General features: G+C 65.8%; 20 protein-coding genes. 18 read left to right on the top strand and 2 right to left on the bottom strand.

What is annotated here, in order from left to right; genetic code table 11:
• Positions 1–76: 76 nt before the first annotated feature.
• The 3 genes from AC1ECW_RS03170 to AC1ECW_RS03160 all read left to right on the top strand — a co-directional run bounded on the left by AC1ECW_RS03170 (position 77) and on the right by AC1ECW_RS03160 (position 2,751).
• On the top strand, positions 77–955 hold the full coding sequence (locus AC1ECW_RS03170; RefSeq protein WP_409704695.1) for a LysR substrate-binding domain-containing protein: 879 nt from the start codon (positions 77–79) through the stop codon (positions 953–955).
• Positions 956–1,063: 108 nt separating this feature from the next.
• A complete protein-coding gene (locus tag AC1ECW_RS03165; RefSeq protein WP_409704693.1) occupies positions 1,064–1,993 on the top strand; it encodes an ABC transporter ATP-binding protein in 930 nt (309 codons plus the stop codon).
• Entirely contained in the window at positions 1,990–2,751 is a 762-nt protein-coding gene (locus AC1ECW_RS03160; RefSeq protein ID WP_409704691.1) for an ABC transporter permease, read from the top strand. Before AC1ECW_RS03165 ends, AC1ECW_RS03160 begins: the two co-directional genes overlap by 4 nt.
• A 3-nt stretch (positions 2,752–2,754) precedes the next feature.
• Here the strand turns inward: AC1ECW_RS03160 and AC1ECW_RS03155 are convergent, their stop codons facing one another.
• Together AC1ECW_RS03155 and AC1ECW_RS03150 are read right to left on the bottom strand one after the other, a co-directional pair.
• Complete coding sequence (locus tag AC1ECW_RS03155; protein ID WP_481201193.1) at positions 2,755–3,039, bottom strand: hypothetical protein; 285 nt, start codon at positions 3,037–3,039, stop codon at positions 2,755–2,757.
• Positions 3,040–3,087: 48 nt separating this feature from the next.
• On the bottom strand, positions 3,088–3,936 hold the full coding sequence (locus AC1ECW_RS03150) for a hypothetical protein (protein ID WP_409702889.1): 849 nt from the start codon (positions 3,934–3,936) through the stop codon (positions 3,088–3,090).
• A 342-nt stretch (positions 3,937–4,278) separates the two neighbouring features.
• On the opposite strand from AC1ECW_RS03150, the gene AC1ECW_RS03145 reads away from it, so the two are divergent.
• From AC1ECW_RS03145 to AC1ECW_RS03075, 15 genes are all read left to right on the top strand, one after another.
• The gene (locus tag AC1ECW_RS03145) at positions 4,279–4,668 is read left to right on the top strand and encodes a hypothetical protein (protein ID WP_481201192.1); all 390 of its coding nucleotides are present in this window, start codon (positions 4,279–4,281) and stop codon (positions 4,666–4,668) included.
• On the top strand, positions 4,665–4,955 hold the full coding sequence (locus AC1ECW_RS03140) for a phosphopantetheine-binding protein (protein WP_481201191.1): 291 nt from the start codon (positions 4,665–4,667) through the stop codon (positions 4,953–4,955). The genes AC1ECW_RS03145 and AC1ECW_RS03140 overlap by 4 nt, the downstream gene beginning before the upstream one ends.
• A gap of 161 nt (positions 4,956–5,116) precedes the next feature.
• Positions 5,117–5,371, top strand: a complete 255-nt coding sequence (locus AC1ECW_RS03135) for a hypothetical protein (RefSeq protein WP_481201190.1) — start codon at positions 5,117–5,119, stop codon at positions 5,369–5,371.
• A gap of 6 nt (positions 5,372–5,377) precedes the next feature.
• The gene (locus AC1ECW_RS03130; RefSeq protein ID WP_481201189.1) at positions 5,378–6,760 is read left to right on the top strand and encodes an AMP-binding protein; all 1,383 of its coding nucleotides are present in this window, start codon (positions 5,378–5,380) and stop codon (positions 6,758–6,760) included.
• Positions 6,757–7,056 (top strand): ApeI family dehydratase, encoded by a 300-nt coding sequence (locus tag AC1ECW_RS03125; protein ID WP_481201188.1) that lies wholly within the window; start codon positions 6,757–6,759, stop codon positions 7,054–7,056. Before AC1ECW_RS03130 ends, AC1ECW_RS03125 begins: the two co-directional genes overlap by 4 nt.
• The gene (locus AC1ECW_RS03120) at positions 7,053–7,940 is read left to right on the top strand and encodes an LpxL/LpxP family acyltransferase (protein ID WP_481201187.1); all 888 of its coding nucleotides are present in this window, start codon (positions 7,053–7,055) and stop codon (positions 7,938–7,940) included. Before AC1ECW_RS03125 ends, AC1ECW_RS03120 begins: the two co-directional genes overlap by 4 nt.
• On the top strand, positions 7,940–8,500 hold the full coding sequence (locus AC1ECW_RS03115) for a LolA-related protein (protein ID WP_481201186.1): 561 nt from the start codon (positions 7,940–7,942) through the stop codon (positions 8,498–8,500). Before AC1ECW_RS03120 ends, AC1ECW_RS03115 begins: the two co-directional genes overlap by 1 nt.
• A gap of 12 nt (positions 8,501–8,512) precedes the next feature.
• Positions 8,513–9,580: a class I SAM-dependent methyltransferase gene (locus tag AC1ECW_RS03110; RefSeq protein WP_481201185.1), complete on the top strand. Its 1,068-nt coding sequence runs from the start codon at positions 8,513–8,515 to the stop codon at positions 9,578–9,580.
• Positions 9,565–10,791: a beta-ketoacyl-ACP synthase gene (locus AC1ECW_RS03105; RefSeq protein ID WP_481201184.1), complete on the top strand. Its 1,227-nt coding sequence runs from the start codon at positions 9,565–9,567 to the stop codon at positions 10,789–10,791. Before AC1ECW_RS03110 ends, AC1ECW_RS03105 begins: the two co-directional genes overlap by 16 nt.
• A gap of 40 nt (positions 10,792–10,831) precedes the next feature.
• The gene (locus AC1ECW_RS03100; protein ID WP_481201183.1) at positions 10,832–11,611 is read left to right on the top strand and encodes a beta-ketoacyl synthase chain length factor; all 780 of its coding nucleotides are present in this window, start codon (positions 10,832–10,834) and stop codon (positions 11,609–11,611) included.
• The gene (locus AC1ECW_RS03095; RefSeq protein ID WP_481201182.1) at positions 11,608–12,042 is read left to right on the top strand and encodes a hotdog family protein; all 435 of its coding nucleotides are present in this window, start codon (positions 11,608–11,610) and stop codon (positions 12,040–12,042) included. Before AC1ECW_RS03100 ends, AC1ECW_RS03095 begins: the two co-directional genes overlap by 4 nt.
• Complete coding sequence (gene fabG / locus AC1ECW_RS03090) at positions 12,039–12,761, top strand: 3-oxoacyl-ACP reductase FabG (protein WP_481201181.1); 723 nt, start codon at positions 12,039–12,041, stop codon at positions 12,759–12,761. The genes AC1ECW_RS03095 and fabG overlap by 4 nt, the downstream gene beginning before the upstream one ends.
• A gap of 8 nt (positions 12,762–12,769) precedes the next feature.
• The gene (locus tag AC1ECW_RS03085) at positions 12,770–13,543 is read left to right on the top strand and encodes a glycosyltransferase family 2 protein (protein ID WP_481201180.1); all 774 of its coding nucleotides are present in this window, start codon (positions 12,770–12,772) and stop codon (positions 13,541–13,543) included.
• Positions 13,540–14,277, top strand: a complete 738-nt coding sequence (locus tag AC1ECW_RS03080; RefSeq protein WP_481201179.1) for an ABC transporter ATP-binding protein — start codon at positions 13,540–13,542, stop codon at positions 14,275–14,277. The genes AC1ECW_RS03085 and AC1ECW_RS03080 overlap by 4 nt, the downstream gene beginning before the upstream one ends.
• A gap of 14 nt (positions 14,278–14,291) precedes the next feature.
• Positions 14,292–15,503 carry an ABC transporter permease gene (locus AC1ECW_RS03075; protein WP_481201178.1) on the top strand — a complete coding sequence of 404 codons (1,212 nt, stop codon included), beginning with the start codon at positions 14,292–14,294 and terminating at the stop codon, positions 15,501–15,503.
• Positions 15,504–15,555 lie beyond the last annotated feature (52 nt).

Below are 15,555 nucleotides of genomic sequence, written 5' to 3'. Positions count from 1 at the left end.
TTCAACCGACAATTGCGCATCCACTTGTGCAAAAAACTCACTCCGAAGTGCCCAGCGCTGCAGCAGGACAAGCCCCATGCGCCGCCGAATTCCCAGTACAGCTGCCTTGTCTGCCTTCGAGGCCGCGGCCCGCCACGAAAGCTTCACACGTGCGGCCGACGAACTCCACATGACGCAAAGCGCGGTGTGCCGCCAGATCGCCGCGCTGGAGTCCAGCCTGGGGGTGGAGCTGTTCCGCCGCACGCGCCGCGGCGTGAAGCTCACGGCCGCCGGCCTGGCCTACGGGCGCCGTGTGGCCGAGCGCCTGGCCGCGCTGGAGCGCGACACGCTGGAGCTGATGTCCAGCCGGGGCCAGGGCGGGGTGATCGAGCTGGCCGTGGTGCCCACCTTTGCCACGCACTGGCTGCTGCCACGCATCCCGGCCTTCCAGCGCGAGCATCCACACATTCAGCTCAACCTGCACACGCGGGTGCGGCCCTTCCTGTTCGACGATTCGGGGCTGGACTTGGCGCTGTACGCCGGCGACGGCCACTGGCCGGGCTGCGAAACGCGCCTGCTGATGCCCGAGCGGCTGATCGCCGTGTGTGCGCCGGCCCTCATCGCCCCATGCAAGCGCATCAGCCCGGCGCAGCTCGCCGGCCTGCCGCTGTTGCAGCAGACCACGCGGCCCCACGCCTGGCGCCGCTGGTTCGCCGCGGCCGGCGTGGACACCGACCGCAGCCTGCAGGGGCCGCGCTACGAGCTGTTCTCGATGTCGGTGCAGGCGGCGCTGCTGGGCCTGGGCGTGGCGCTGGTGCCGGACTTCGCGGCCGAAGCCGAGCTGGCCGCCGGCCGCCTGATCGAGCCCGCCACCAGCCCCTGCGAAAGCGATCGGGCCTACTACCTGGCGCTGCCGGAGTCGCAGCCAGCCTCGCAGGCGGTGCAGGTGTTTGCACGGTGGGTGATGCAACGCTGAACCCCGACCACCGCGGTGTCAGGAATGATCGCCAGTGGTCGTGACGGCAGCTTGCGTCTGGAACTATCCTTCACCTCTTCATCATCAGGCGGGCTCGAGGAGCGGACATTGACCTCCCCCATCATCGAAGTCCAGGGGCTTCACAAGACCTACGCCAGCGGCCACGTGGCCCTCAAGGCGCTCGATCTGGAGATCCGCCGCGGCGAGATCTTCGCGTTGCTCGGCCCCAATGGGGCGGGCAAGACCACGCTGATCAGCATCCTGTGCGGCATCGTCACGCCCAGCGGAGGGCGCGCCCTGATCGATGGCTACGAGCTGGCGCGCGACTACCGTGCCGTGCGCAGCCTCATCGGCCTGGTGCCGCAGGAGCTATCCACCGATGCCTTCGAGACGGTGTGGGCCACGGTGACTTTCAGCCGTGGCCTGTTCGGCAAGCCGGCGAACCCGGCGCTGATCGAACGCATCCTGAAGGACCTGTCGCTGTGGGACAAGCGCGACGCCAGGATCCGCACGCTGTCGGGCGGCATGAAGCGCCGCGTGATGATCGCCAAGGCGCTGAGCCATGAGCCCGGCATCCTCTTCCTCGACGAGCCCACCGCCGGCGTGGACGTGGAGCTGCGCCGCGACATGTGGGCGCTGGTGCGGCGCCTGCGCGAGCAGGGCGTGACCATCATCCTGACCACCCACTACATCGAGGAAGCCGAGGAGATGGCCGACCGCATCGGCGTGATCCACCGCGGCGAGCTCATCCTCGTGCAGGACAAGTTCACGCTGATGCGCCAGCTCGGCAAGAAGCGGCTCACGCTACAGCTTCAGCAGCCCCTGGCCGCCGTGCCAAGCGGGATGAACGGCTACGCGCTGGAGCTGGGCAGCAACGGCCACGAGCTCATCTACACCTTCGATGCGCAGGCAGAGCACTCGGGCATCGCCGGGCTGCTCAAGCGGCTGGACGAGCAGGGCATCGCCTTCAAGGACCTCCACACCGAGCAGAGCTCGCTGGAGGAGATCTTCGTCAACCTCGTGAGGCAAGCCCGATGAACTGGTATGCCATCCACGCCATCTATCGCTTCGAGATGGCCCGCGCATTGCGCACCCTGGGGCAGAGCGTCGCCTCGCCGGTGATCTCCACCTCGCTGTACTTCGTCGTCTTCGGGGCGGCCATCGGCTCGCGCATGGTGTCCATCGACGGTGTGAGCTATGGCGCTTTTCTGGTGCCCGGCCTGATCATGCTGGCCATCCTGACGCAAAGCCTGTCCAACGGCTCCTTCGGCATCTACATGCCCAAGTTCACCGGCACGATCTACGAGCTGCTGTCCGCGCCGGTCTCGGCGCTGGAAGTGGTGATCGGCTACGTGGGCGCGGCGGCGACCAAGTCCATCGTGCTGGGGCTCATCATCCTGGCCACGGCGCGGCTCTTCGTGGACTTCTCCATCGCGCATCCGCTGTGGATGCTGGCCTTCCTGGTGCTGACTTCGATCACCTTCAGCCTGTTCGGCTTCATCCTCGGCCTGTGGGCCGACGGCTTCGAGAAGCTGCAGATCGTGCCGCTGCTCATCATCACGCCGCTGGCCTTCCTGGGCGGCAGCTTCTATTCGATCAGCATGCTGCCGCCGGTGTGGCAAACGGTGAGCCTGTTCAACCCGGTGGTCTACCTGATCAGCGGCTTCCGCTGGAGCTTCTACGGCGTGGCCGACGTGGCCGTGGGCGTGAGCCTGCTGGCCATCGCGGGCTTCCTGCTCGTGTGCCTGGGCATCGTGGCCTGGATCTTCCGCACGGGCTGGCGGCTGCGGGCCTGAACGTCAGTCGCGCCGCCGCATCGCGCGCCACAGGCCCCAGGCCAGTCCGACGATGAAACCGATCGGACCCGTGTAGATGATGCCCAGCAGCGGCCCCTGGTTGGCATGCGGCGCGACGATCATCGGCCCGACGAATCCGATCAGAAAGCCGACGCTGCCGACAAACAGGGCAAAGCCCGGCACGTTCTCGCCACGCCACCAGCGGTTGGGGATGGGCCCGTGGCGCACGATGACCCACAACACCACCCAGGGCAGTGCGGGCAACAGCCAGAAGATGAGGTCGATCATGCCGTGCATCCTTGCATCCGGGCGGCGCGGGATGGAGGTGGGCACGCCTCAGCCCAGCTCCTCGCCCCCGGGCCCCACCACCCGCGTGTTGCCCAGGCCCAGCAGCTCGCGCGCTTCGCGCAGCAAGGGCATCACCTCGTGCAGGTTGCGCTCGCGGCGCGAGTGCACCAGATAGCGTTCGATCTCGAGCACCAGGTCGCCCAGCTCGCGCAGGCTCTCGCAGCGTGCCAGTCGCGCCGGCACACGCGAGGTGAAGGGGGGCGGCTCGCGGTGCACCACCGTGCGCAGCAGCGCCAGCACCTGCTCGTGCACCGCGGTCTCCGACGGCGTGGGCCCACCACCGGGCGCCTCCTCGATCACAGTGAGCACCGGCAGTTCGAGCGGCACGTCCAGCGTGAGCGGGGGCGGCGGCGGCGCAGCCCCCCGGCGCGACGGTCGGGCCGCAGGGGCCGGCGTGCGGCGGCGTGCCGGCGCGGGGGCCTTGGCGGCCGACGGCGGCTGGGCCGGGTGGGCCTCGGGTGCGGGCTGGGCCGCCTCGGCCAGGGCCCGGGCCAGCGGCCCCTGGGGTTGCGGCGTGGCGGCCTCGGCAGCGGGCGCGGCCTGCGGGGCCGGGGCCAGCGCCGGCACGCTCACCGACCTCAGCACGCCGGCGGGCTCCTGCACCGCCGGCGGCGGCGCGGGCGGGACCGGCAGCTCCACCAAGCCCAGGCGCAGCAGCTCCTCGAAGTGCTGCGTGCTGGCACCCGCCTTCTGTGCCATGCCCAGCACCTCGGCAAGCGGCCGCACCCCGTCGACCAGCAGCAACACCGTGCGATGGCGCTGGCTGAGCCGGTGGACGCGGTGACGCAACTCCTCGTGGCCGAGGGCGGTCTTGGTGGGGATCGCAGGGGTGCTCATCGCCGGAACGAAGCGCGGGCTCACATTGTGGCGCACCGCCCGGCGCCATGCCGTGCATGCTGCACGAAATGCGCGCCCGGCGCCGGTGGAAAGTCACGGCCGAAAGCCGTGTGGCACCGGCCTGTGAGTCTTTCGCGCCCAGGCGTCGCACGAAGGACTGTGGCGCCTTCGTCACACCCTTTCGGGTGTGAGCTCAGAAATAGCGTGCACCGTTCCGCAATGGCGCCAAGGCGACGAGCCCGGGCGACCAGCCTGCCTGTATAAAATTGTGACGGCATCGTGGTGGTGCATTGCCTGCCCACACCGATGCCTCGTTCAACAATTTTTCGGCGAGGAGAGTTCATGCGTATTCGCAGCGCAGTGACCGTGGCTGTTTTGGCAGCGGTGTTGTCCGGTTGCAGTTCGGTTCCCATTTTGAACATCGAGGAAGCCCCAGTTTCGACTGCTTCTGGCAAGACCCTCAGCCCGCAGGAAGTGCGTGCCGCGATCCTGCGTGCAGGTTCGTCCCTGGGCTGGCAAATGCGTGACGAGGGGCCGAACAAGCTGGTCGGCACGCTCTACCTGCGTTCGCATACCGCGGTCGTCGACATCCCCTACAACAGCAAGACCTACAGCATCAAGTACCGCTCCAGCGTGAATCTGGACGCCAAAGACGGTCAGATCCACAAGAACTACAACGGCTGGATCCAAAACCTCACGCGTAGCATCAACGCCCAACTGAGCGCGTCATGAGCACACTGATCACCAGCGACACAGCCGTGTCCGCCCGGGATCTGGCCGCTCTCGTGGTGGAAACCCTGAACCTGGAAGATGTCGATCCCCAGCAGATGGACCTTTCCGCTGCGCTGTTTGGCGAGGGTCTTGGGTTGGACTCGCTGGACATGCTCGAGATCTCGCTGGTGATCCAGCAGCGATATGGCGTCAAACTCAAGGCCGGAGACCCGGCCAACCAGACCATCTTTGCCTCTCTGCAAAGCCTTGCTCACCACATCAATGCGGTCAGGGCGGGCCAGGCTTGATGGTTGATGGGGCACCCTCCTTGGTCCCGGTCGATCTTGCGGGCGCTGTGCGCTGGTTGCCTGTAGCGTTTGTCTTGGCCTTGGCGGTGTTGTTCGGCCGCACCTTGGCGCCTGGACAGACGCCCTTGATTGAACGCATCGCCCGGGTGAGTCTACCGGCCATGCCCATCGCCTTACGCCGTTACACCCACGGTTTGACAGCAGTGTGGTGTGCGTGGTTCGTGGGGGCCGCGGTGTGTCTGGCATGGTGGCAGCTCCCGCTGGGTCTTGCCAGTGGCTTGGTGTGGGCCGGCACGCTCGTGCTGTTCGTGGGCGAACGCCTGCTTCGCCCGCTATGGTTCCCCGGTGTCCGCTTCCCAGGGCTCATCCAGCAACTGCGCGACACCTGGCGGGTCTGGCGGCGGCAGCCTGCTTGAGCCCGCATGCTGCCCTTGACTTCCTTGCCGTTGGCCAACGGGGCCTGCTGGCGCCATCAAGCCGCCGTGGTTCGACACCAGGACGTCTGGACCTGGGGCGAGATCCATGCTGCCGCGCTGGATCTCGCCGCCGAACTCCCCAGCGGCAGCACCATCTGCAACCTGTGTGAAGGGCGCTTGGGCTTTCTGGTGGGCTGGCTGGCAGCGCTGCGGCAAGGGTGCCTGCAAGTCTTGCCACCCTCGAGCGGCCCGGCCGACATGGCAAGGCTGCTGGGGGAGTGTTCATCGCCCATCGTCCTGATCGACACGCCGCAGCGGCTCGAGTCGAGTTGGGCCGAACGAGCGCGCTGTTTGCTCATTCGCCCCGTCAAGCAAGGCTCGCTCGACCGTTCCTTGCTTATCGGTCTGGACAAGCTTGAAGTGCGCTTGTACACCTCCGGCAGCACCGGCCGACCTCAGGCCCATGCCAAGACGCTGGCGCAACTGGCGCAAGGAGCCACGGTACTTGGGCAACGCCTGAATGCCGAGTTGACCGGTGGCCTGCCCTCATTGAAAGGGCTGGTTTGCAGTGTGCCGCCCCAGCACATGTTCGGCCTGGAAGTCTCCGTGATGCTGCCCCTGGTACACGGGCTTGCCTGCCTGGACGATCGCCCACTGCTGCCGGCCGATGTGCAGTGCGCTTTCGAGCGCCTGTGCATCCATGAAGGGCAATGGGGGTGGATCACCACACCGCTGCATCTGCACGCGCTGGTGCGCTCGGGGGTCTCGCTGCCACACTGTGGCTTGGCCCTGGCCTCCACCATGCCCTTGGCTCCAGGCATCGCGGCCCAGGCCGAAGCCCTGATCCAGGCCCCGGTGCTGGAGATCTACGGCTCCACCGAAACCGGCGCCTTGGCTTTGCGTCGCACCGCCCGAGAGCCACTGTGGCGCACCCTGCCCGGGGTGACGCTGTCCCCCTCGTCCCAAGGCTCCGAGGCCGTCGGTTTGCATTTCAGCTCGCCCCAGTTCCTCGCCGATTGCATCGAACCTCTGGGCGACAAGAGCTTTCGGCTGCTGGGCCGCCAAGCCGACCTGATCAAAATCGCGGGGCGGCGTGCTTCGTTGGCGTCGCTCAATTTGCTACTGCAGGATCTGCCGGGACTGGACGAAGGCGTGTTCTACCTGCCCAGCTGCGGCGATCGGGTCGAGCGCCTGGTGGTGTTTCATGCGGGCGCCCCTGTCGACCGCTCCGCCGCCCTGGCCTGGCTGCGCGAGCGTCTAGATCCCGCCTTCTTGCCGCGTGCTTTCATCCACGTCGATGCGCTGCCACGCATCGGACCGGGCAAGATCGACCGCACCAAACTGGATGCACTGTACGCTCAATGGTCCGCTCAACGGAAAGCAACATGACGATCGAAGCGCGCCTGAGCATACCGGCCAACCACCCCGCACTGCCCGGCCACTTCCCCGCACAGCCCATCGTTCCAGGCGTGCTGCTGCTCGACGAAGTGCGCACGCACGTCGAATCGGCCAGCGGGCGGCGCGTGAAGCGCATCGAGCAGCTCAAGTTCGTCCATGCCCTGGGTCCCGAAGAGCAAGCGTGGTTGCAGGCTCAAATACGGCTGGACCGCGTGAGCTTTCGTGTGACAGGCTCGCGCGCAGGCGACGCCATCACGCTGGCGCAAGGCTCGTTGGTGCTGGAATGAAGGCTTGGACCGAGCGCAAAGAGCGCGGCAGTGAATGGCTGATCCGGCTCATCGTGTGGTTGGCACGCACGACGGGGCGCGCGTTTTGTCGGGCGCTGCTGTACCCCATCGTGCTGTACTTCGTCATCACCGATGCCCCCGCTCGGCGCGCATCGTTCGAATTCTTGTCCGCCGTTCGGGGGCGCCCGGCCCGCTGGGGCGATGTATTTGCACACCTGTACAGTTTTGCCTGCACATTGCTCGACCGAGTCTACATGGCCGCCGGTGAGTTCGATCGGTTTGAAGTGACGATCGAAGGTTTGTCCCTGGTCGAAGCCGCACTCGCTCAGGGTCGTGGTTGCGTGTTGCTGGGCTCTCATCTGGGCAGCTTCGACCTGATGATGTTGGCCCATCAGGCCTTGGACGGCCGCCCTGTGAGCGCGATGATGCGCATGGACCCCCACTCGCGCCTGCGCCGCATCGCCGGCATTGATGACAGCGCCTTCGACCTCATCCCTTTGGGACAAGCCGATAGTTTTCTCCGGGCACACGACGCACTGCTGCAAGGACGAATGGTCGTTGTGTTGGCCGATCGGGTGGACGGCTCGGCACACCGCCGTGTTTCATTCCTTGGCCGTTCAGCCTGGCTGCCTATCGCACCGCATGTGTTGGCCGCGCGGGCCCAAGCGCCGGTGCTGATGTGCTTCGGCCTGTATGAAGGCGGCCGGCGCTACCGGATCGAATTTGCCGAGTTCGGCCCGCCTGCGGCACGCTCGGCACGCGGTGAGGCGCTACAGCCCTTGCTGGATCGCTATGCCCAGCGTTTGGAGCAATATGCCAGACGCTATCCGCTGAACTGGTTCAATTTCTATCCCTATTGGACTGCGCCGTCAGACGCCTCATGATGCTCTTGCGCACCGCGCTGTGGATGCTGCTTGTGGGCTGGCTCGCCCCGCCTGCTTGGGCTTGGTCCGTGCCCGACTTGCAACGTCTGCTGCAAGCACAACCCGCGCAGGCGCTGCCCTTCGAGGAAGTGCGCGAGTCACCTTGGCTGATGGCACCGCTCACCACGCGCGGCACTTTGCACGCCAATGGGCGGGCACTGGAAAAACGGGTCACCGATCCGCGCAAGGAAACCTGGCGTTTGCTGAGCGATCGCATAGAGTGGGTGGGCTCGGACGGTCAGCCTGCTCGCAGCGTGCGCTACGACGAGGCGCCGGCCTTGGCCGCGATGGCCAGCGCCTTGCGCTTGGCCGTGGCCGGCGATTTGGACGCGCTGCAAAGCGACTTTCGCATCGACCTGCAGGGCAAGGCCTCGCTGTGGACCGCACGCCTGCGCCCGCGTCGCCCTGAGGTGGCTCGCATTCTCGACTACCTAGAGCTGCAAGGCGCCGAAGGACGCCTGTCGGTGATCATCGTGCAAGAGCGTTCCGGCGAGCGCACCATTACTCGCATCCAGCATTAGGACCGTCGCCCCATGTTCGACAAAGACCCTCTCACGGCCTTGGAGGCCGTCAGCGCAGCCCAATGGCTCGCATTTGCCCCGCTGGCCTTCCAGGCCACGGCCGTGATGCGCGACCGCGGCGTGTTGGGCGCGCTGGCCGAGGCGCCCGCCGGGCAAGGCTGCAGCCTGGAGGAGGTGGCCAAGGCCACCGGCATGTCGACCTACGCGGTACGGGTGCTGCTCGAGGCGGGGCTCGGTCTGCATATCGTATGGCGCCGCGACGGCCGCTACCACCTGGGCAAGCTCGGACGCTTCCTTCTCGAAGACGAGATGACCCGCGTGAATTTCGACTTCACGCGCGATGTCTGTTACCAGGCCGCTGCTCATCTCGAGGCCTCGCTCACCGAAGGCCGGCCTGCAGGCCTGCACACCCTGGGGCCTTGGTCGACGCTGTACGAAGGGCTTGCGAACATGCCCCAGCCAGCGCAACGAAGCTGGCATGTCTTCGATCACTATTATTCCGATCTGGCCTTTCCGGTGGTGTACGAGCGCTTCCTGGCTCATCAGCCACCGGCACGCATGCTCGACGTGGGGTGCAACACCGGCAAATGGGCCCGGATGTGCCTGACGCGTCTGCCACAGCTGAAAATGGGCCTGGTGGACCTGCCGCCCCAACTGGATCGGGCCTACGCCTGCCTGGCCGAAGCCGGGGTGGCGGAGCGCGCCGCATTGCACCCGACCAACCTGCTCGACGCCACTGCAGAGCTGCCTCGCGGGTACGATCTGATCTGGATGAGCCAGTTCCTCGACTGCTTCGCCGACGAGGAGATCGTCGCCATCTTGAACAAGGTGCGCCGCGCCTTGCCGCCGGGTGGCCGACTTTGGATCTTGGAGCTGTTTTGGGACCGGCAGCGCTTCGAGGCCGCCGCGATGAGCCTGCAACAAACCTCGCTGTACTTTGCTTGCGTGGCCAACGGTAACAGCCAGATGTACGACTCGGAGGTGTTTTTGCGCCTGATCGAACGTGCAGGATTGCACGTGACCTCGCTGCACGACGCGGTGGGCGGCTACCACACGCTCATCGAATGCCAGTGCGCTTAAGACAACACCCATTCGAGGAACCGATTGTGCTTTGTTTGACTGCCACCACGGTCGTTCACCCTTCGGGCCTGAACCTCGAAGCGCTGTGGGAGGCCGTCGTTCACGGTCGCAGTGGACTGCGGTACAAGCCGCTTGACTGGTGCTCGCTCGATGCCTGGCTGGGTGCCGTACCCGAAGTGGACCGCATCGGCCTGCCCGAGCCCCTGGCCGCCTGGGACTGCCGCAACCACCGTTTGGTGTGGCTGGCCTTGCAAGACACTGCCTTCATTCGGGCCGTGCGTGCAGCCGTAAGCCGCTATGGCGCTTTGCGCGTGGGCCTGGTGGTGGGCACCAGCACATCGGGCATTCGCAGCACCGAGATTGCCTATGCGCAGCGCCACGCCAGCGGCCGCTGGCCCGAAGGATTCGATCTGCGTCACCACCACACTGGCGATGCGCTGGCCCGATTCACAGCCACCGTGCTGGGGATTGCCGGCCCGATGGCGACCATATCCACGGCCTGCTCTTCGAGCGCAAAAGTGTTCCTCACCGCCCAGCGCTGGATCGACGCCGGCCTCATCGATGCTGCCATCGTCGGTGGGGCCGACAGCCTGTGTCTTTCGACCTTGCACGGATTTGATTCTCTACAGCTGCTCTCGTCACGTGCATGTCGCCCCTTCGATGCAACTCGCGATGGCATTTCGATAGGTGAAGCGGCAGGCTTTGCGCTGCTTCAGCCCGATGAAGAGCAGCGCCACGGCACGGTGTACTTCGTGGCTGGCGGCGAATCCAGCGACGCCCACCACCTATCGACGCCGCATCCCGAAGGTCTCGGGGCGGCATTGGCCATGCGCGCCGCGCTCCAGGCCGCTGGACTGTGTCCAGAAGATATCGGGTACGTCAACGCGCATGGAACGGCCACTCCCGCCAATGACCGCTCGGAGGCTGCCGCGCTGGTGTCGGTGTTCGGCCCGCGCGGTGTTCCCGTGTCCTCCACCAAAGGCGTCACCGGTCATACCTTGGGTGCCTGCGGGATCGTCGAAGCGCTCATCACCGCCGAAGCGCTACGCCGTCAAGTGCTGCCGCCGTGCGCCAACATCGAGCAACCCGACCCTGATCTGTCACTGGAACTGGTCGCAACTGCTCGCCACACGAAGCTGCGATATGCGATGAGCAATAATTTCGGGTTTGGCGGCAGCAATTGCACGCTCATTCTTGGTCTGCGCAATTGATGTGAGCTGCCTACCTTTTTCACTTCACGCCGCTGGGGTTGTGGCCCCCGGCCTGTCTTCGCTGCAAACGCTTGTCGATGCGGCACGCCAGAGCGAGCTGCTGGCGCCGACCGAACAAGCCCTGAGCCTTCCCGCCCCAGTCAAGCTGCCGCCCAACGAGCGTCGTCGCGCCAGCCGCGCCGTGCGCCTGGTGTTGGCTTGCGTGGAACAAGCACTGGCCCACACATGCTTTGATGCGGGCACGCTGCGCTCGGTCTTTGCGACGGATGAAGGCACTGGCGAGATCTGCCAGCAAATGCTCGAAAGCCTGGCCACCTCGCGTCAAGTCTCACCGCTGTTGTTCCCGAACTCGGTGCACAACGCGCCATCGGGCTACTTCTCCATCGCCCATCGCAACCACCAGTCGGCAACCGTCGTGAGCCTGGGGGAGGCCAGCTTTGCCAGCGGCTTGCTGTGTGCGCTGACGGAGTCTTTGTGCCATCGTGAGCCGGTGCTGCTGGTCGCGTATGACCCGGCGGTGACGGCGCCGATGGACGAATTGCTGCCCCTGAAGGACCCGATGGGCACGGCCTGGATCCTCAGTGCCGCCAACACCTCACCACAGGCACCCAAAATCGGCCGCGGTGAACTGGTTGTGGCCGAGGCCGCCGACAGGCCCGCACCGCCTTGGCGCCCGGCCTGGATGCCCTCGGCGTGGGCCCGTTACAGCAGCGCAAGGGCGCTGGCCGCGCTCGGTCTTTTGGCCGCGCCGCCCGGGGCCACGCTCACGCTGCCATTGGGCGGGCTGCATCTTTCGCTGTCCCTGACTCTTGCCCCATGACGCTCGATCGCATCGACATCGAACGCCGTGTGCCCCATGCAGGCGCCATGTGCCTTCTCGACGGCGTGCTGCATTGGGACCGTCAACACATCGTGTGCCGCGCCGCTGCCCCCACCGCCCACCATCCCCTGGCGCGCGGCGGCCGCGTTGCCAGCGTGATCGCCCCAGAGTACGCCGCTCAAGCCACGGCCGTGCACTGCGCCTTGCTCGATTCGCAGGCACGTCATCGCGCCGGGGTGCTTGCCAAGCTGTCCCAGGTCGACCTTTTGCGTGCCGACATCCCACAGGATGCAGGCCCCTTGCGAGTGCAAGCCGAGTTGCTCAGTCGTGAGATCTCCGGCTGCCTTTACGCCTTCGAGGTAAGCGCCGCCGACCAGGCCATCGCCTGCGGCCGTCTGATCGTGGCGTTCCATGGCTTGGAGGCCCTATGAGCCGCCGAGCCTTGGTGACCGGGGGCAGTGGTGGACTGGGGGCAGCCATCTGCCGCGCGCTGGCTGCCCAGGGTTTACATGTGTTGGTGCATGCCCACCGCGGGCTGGACCGCGCTCAGGCCCTGGTCGAGGAGATCAAGGCCGCCGGCGGCCATGCGCGCGCACTGGCCTTCGACTTGGCCGACGCCCAAGCCGTTGCTTGCGCCACCGCGCAGATCCTGGAGGAAGGGCCGGTGCAAGTCCTGGTCAACAATGCCGGTGTGCATCGGGACGCACCCATGGCCGGGATGGATGCAGCAACTTGGCATGCAGTGATTGACACCAACCTGCACGGCTTCTATCGCGTGACTCAACCCCTGTTGCTGCCGATGATGCGAACGCGGTGGGGCCGTATCGTCAACATCAGTTCGGTCGCGGCTCAGGCTGGCAATCGTGGCCAAGCCAACTATGCTGCTGCGAAAGCCGCATTGCACGGTGCCACCAAAGCGCTGGCGCTGGAATTGGCGTCGCGCGGCATAACCGTCAACGCCGTGGCTCCCGGCATCATCGAGACGGCCATGGCCGAATCGGTCTTCACGCCCGAGCGAATCCAGGCCCTGGTGCCAGCCGGTCGCGCGGGGCGGCCTGAGGAGGTGGCTGCACTGGTGGCCTTCTTGGCTTCGGACGCGGCCAGCTACATCACCGGTCAGATCATCGGTGTGAATGGCGGTATGTACTGATGACGACCATGGACTGGACGGACGTCTGGATTGCCATCCCCGCATACAACGAGGCGCACACAATCCGAGCGCTGGCGCAAGGTGCACTGCGGCATTGTCCGCGTGTGATCGTGGTCGACGACGGTTCGACCGATACAACGTCCGCCTCGGTGCAGGATCTGCCTGTGGTCTTGCTGCGCCATGCTGTCAACCAGGGCAAAGCGGCGAGCTTGCGCACCGCTTTTGCCTATGCTCTGGAACGGCAGGCCCGCTGCGTGATCTCCTTCGACGGAGACGGGCAGCACGATCCCGATGACGCGCCTGTGCTGCTGTCGGCCTGGCAGCAGGCTCCCGAACGCATCATCATCGGTTCACGCCTACACGACCGCTCGCAGTTCCCACCCGCTCGCTACCACGCCAACCGCTTTGCCTGCTTCTGGATCTCTTGGGCCGCTGGCCATCCGATTGCCGATTCGCAGTCCGGCTATCGCGTCTATCCCCGTGAGGTCATGCGTATCGCCTTGGGCCCACGCGTGCCGGGCACACGCTTCACCTTCGAGAGCGAAATCCTGATCGAGGCCGCACAGCAAGGCCACCCCACCTTGTCGGTGGCGATTGCCGGGCGCTATCCACGCAACGCCCGACCCAGCCACTTCCGACCGGTGGTGGACATCGCCAAGATCGTGATCATGGTCGGCGGCCGGCTGCTGCGGCGGGGCATGGCCCCCATGGCTTTGTGGCACAGCTTGGGCCGCGCAACTGTGCTGCCGGGACGCATGCCGCAAAACGCGCACCACCAATGAACCACAACCTCGTATTGGCGGCCCATGGATTGGTGTATCGCTACCCGAAGCAGACGCAAGACGCTTTGCGCGGCGTCGATCTGCTGCTGCATCGCGGTCAAGCCGTGGGGCTGCTGGGACCCAACGGTTCGGGCAAGTCCACGCTGATCAACCTGCTCGTCGGCCTGCGCACCCCTCAACGCGGACACCTGGTGCATCCGACCGGCGCCCCTGCGCGCATCGCTTGGGTGCCACAAGAGTATGCCTTCTACCCCCAGTTGACTTGCCAGGAGAACCTCCAGCTCTTCGCCGACATGCTCGATATCAAGGCTCAGGAAAGAGCTTTGCGTGTGGCATCGGCCATGGCGAGTTGCCAGCTGGAGGCTTTTGCATCACGCCGTGCATGCCATTGCTCGGGCGGCGTGCGTCGGCGTCTGAACCTGGCCATCGCCTTGCTTCAGCGCCCCGAGGTGCTGCTCCTGGACGAGCCCACGGTGGGTGTGGACCCCCAATCACGTGCATTTTTGCTGGAGCGTATACGCGAATTGGTACGAGACGGCACAGCGGTTCTCTACGCCACGCACTACATGGAGGAGGTCAGCGCCGTGTGCTCGGACATTGTGTTGCTCGACCGCGGCGTAGTGATCGCGCACGGCGATTTGGCCTCGCTGTTGCAAGGTCCAGAAGGGGGTCCGCCCTTTGCTGATCTCGAGGCTTTGTTCATGCATCTCACGCAACGCTCGGTGCGAGATTGAGAACGGCTCTACTCATGCCCCGTTGGTTTGTGCGTTTTCATCGGTCAGTGCGGCTGGCCGTCAAGGAATGGGTGCTGCTGTCTCGCAACCCTCATGGCTTGATGGTTCTTTTCTTCATGCCCGCGCTGTTCGTGCTGGTGATGTCCTTCACGTTGAAGAACACCCTGGTGACACATGTCGAGTTGCCCGTCTGCGGCTGGGTGATCGAAGACCCTCACCCCGCTGCACAGGCCTGGAGCCAGCAATGGCTCGCCCGTCATGGGGGACAGCGCTACGACAGCCGCGAGCTCGCGCAAGCGGCGCTGCGCGAACGCCTCATCGAGGCCGCCATCGTGGTGCGCTCGCCTTGGTTGAACGCGGATGGGCAGCCGAGCCCACAACAGGTCGAGCTTTGGTTGGGCAACCGGGTGCAGCCCGCCGCGGCCGCGCGATTGCGCAGCGAGCTGCACTTTTCGATGCTGCAAGCGCGCTTGCGCATGGCCGCTGCACAGGCCGGGCCGTTCGCCAGCTTGTTGCTCGATGGCGCGTCACTGCCTGACATGATCGGGCAAGGTGGTGGTGTGCAGGTACGCTACCTCTATGAGATCGAGTCGGGTCGAGCCATGACGGCCGTACAACAAAGCGTGCCGGCATGGTTGGTGTTTGGCATGTTCTTTGTCGTGATCCCGATCGCTGGCGTGCTCATCCAGGAACGCAACGATGGCACGCTCACTCGGCTGGCCAGCGTCGGCGTGACGGCCGGCACCGTCTTGGGCAGCAAGCTCTTGGCCTTCATGGTGTTGAACTGGGTGCAACTGGCGTTCATGATCGTGGTGGGGCGCTGGCTGGTCCCGTTCTTGGGCGGCCCAGCTTTGCAGTTGGATATTGCGCCTGGCTGGTTTGCATTGATGGCCCTGGCCACCAGTGTGGCCGCGGTGGGATTGGCTTTGTTGATCGCCGCCTACAGCCGCAGCTTCGATCAAGCCGCCGCGCTCGGCGGTGGACTCAACGTCGTGCTGGGCGCCATCGCGGGAGTGATGGTCCCTCGCATGCTGATGCCTCCGTTTTTGCAGACGGTGTCGGAATGGTCCCCCATGGGTTGGGCGCTCGACGGTATGCAAGCCGTGTTTCTCGGCGAGCCTCGCGCTGGCGATGTCTGGTTGCGAGCCGGTCTGTTGCTGGGCTTTGGGCTGCTCTGTCTGGCGGGCGCCTGGCGGCCCCTACGGCATCAGGGGCAGGTTGGCTGAGCCCGGCGGGCCCATCGTGACGGGGTGCAGGCAAACGCTGCGCTGACGCTGC

It is taken from the genome of Caldimonas hydrothermalis, from assembly GCF_056746695.1.
Note: the sequence above shows the minus strand (reverse complement) of the source record. Positions and strands in the feature narration are given on the sequence as shown.

Excerpts from the sequence above, each read along its gene's own strand:
- AC1ECW_RS03105 (WP_481201184.1), top strand. The coding sequence starts at position 9,565 with ATGCCAGTGCGCTTAAGACAACACCCATTCGAGGAACCGATTGTGCTT.
- AC1ECW_RS03130 (WP_481201189.1), top strand. The coding sequence starts at position 5,378 with ATGCTGCCCTTGACTTCCTTGCCGTTGGCCAACGGGGCCTGCTGGCGC.
- AC1ECW_RS03155 (WP_481201193.1), bottom strand. The coding sequence starts at position 3,039 with ATGATCGACCTCATCTTCTGGCTGTTGCCCGCACTGCCCTGGGTGGTG.
- AC1ECW_RS03075 (WP_481201178.1), top strand. The coding sequence starts at position 14,292 with ATGCCCCGTTGGTTTGTGCGTTTTCATCGGTCAGTGCGGCTGGCCGTC.
- AC1ECW_RS03150 (WP_409702889.1), bottom strand. The coding sequence starts at position 3,936 with ATGAGCACCCCTGCGATCCCCACCAAGACCGCCCTCGGCCACGAGGAG.
- AC1ECW_RS03085 (WP_481201180.1), top strand. The coding sequence starts at position 12,770 with ATGGACTGGACGGACGTCTGGATTGCCATCCCCGCATACAACGAGGCG.
- AC1ECW_RS03080 (WP_481201179.1), top strand. The coding sequence starts at position 13,540 with ATGAACCACAACCTCGTATTGGCGGCCCATGGATTGGTGTATCGCTAC.
- AC1ECW_RS03095 (WP_481201182.1), top strand. The coding sequence starts at position 11,608 with ATGACGCTCGATCGCATCGACATCGAACGCCGTGTGCCCCATGCAGGC.
- AC1ECW_RS03170 (WP_409704695.1), top strand. The coding sequence starts at position 77 with ATGCGCCGCCGAATTCCCAGTACAGCTGCCTTGTCTGCCTTCGAGGCC.
- AC1ECW_RS03120 (WP_481201187.1), top strand. The coding sequence starts at position 7,053 with ATGAAGGCTTGGACCGAGCGCAAAGAGCGCGGCAGTGAATGGCTGATC.
- AC1ECW_RS03125 (WP_481201188.1), top strand. The coding sequence starts at position 6,757 with ATGACGATCGAAGCGCGCCTGAGCATACCGGCCAACCACCCCGCACTG.
- fabG (WP_481201181.1), top strand. The coding sequence starts at position 12,039 with ATGAGCCGCCGAGCCTTGGTGACCGGGGGCAGTGGTGGACTGGGGGCA.
- AC1ECW_RS03160 (WP_409704691.1), top strand. The coding sequence starts at position 1,990 with ATGAACTGGTATGCCATCCACGCCATCTATCGCTTCGAGATGGCCCGC.
- AC1ECW_RS03145 (WP_481201192.1), top strand. The coding sequence starts at position 4,279 with ATGCGTATTCGCAGCGCAGTGACCGTGGCTGTTTTGGCAGCGGTGTTG.
- AC1ECW_RS03135 (WP_481201190.1), top strand. The coding sequence starts at position 5,117 with ATGCCCATCGCCTTACGCCGTTACACCCACGGTTTGACAGCAGTGTGG.
- AC1ECW_RS03110 (WP_481201185.1), top strand. The coding sequence starts at position 8,513 with ATGTTCGACAAAGACCCTCTCACGGCCTTGGAGGCCGTCAGCGCAGCC.
- AC1ECW_RS03140 (WP_481201191.1), top strand. The coding sequence starts at position 4,665 with ATGAGCACACTGATCACCAGCGACACAGCCGTGTCCGCCCGGGATCTG.
- AC1ECW_RS03115 (WP_481201186.1), top strand. The coding sequence starts at position 7,940 with ATGCTCTTGCGCACCGCGCTGTGGATGCTGCTTGTGGGCTGGCTCGCC.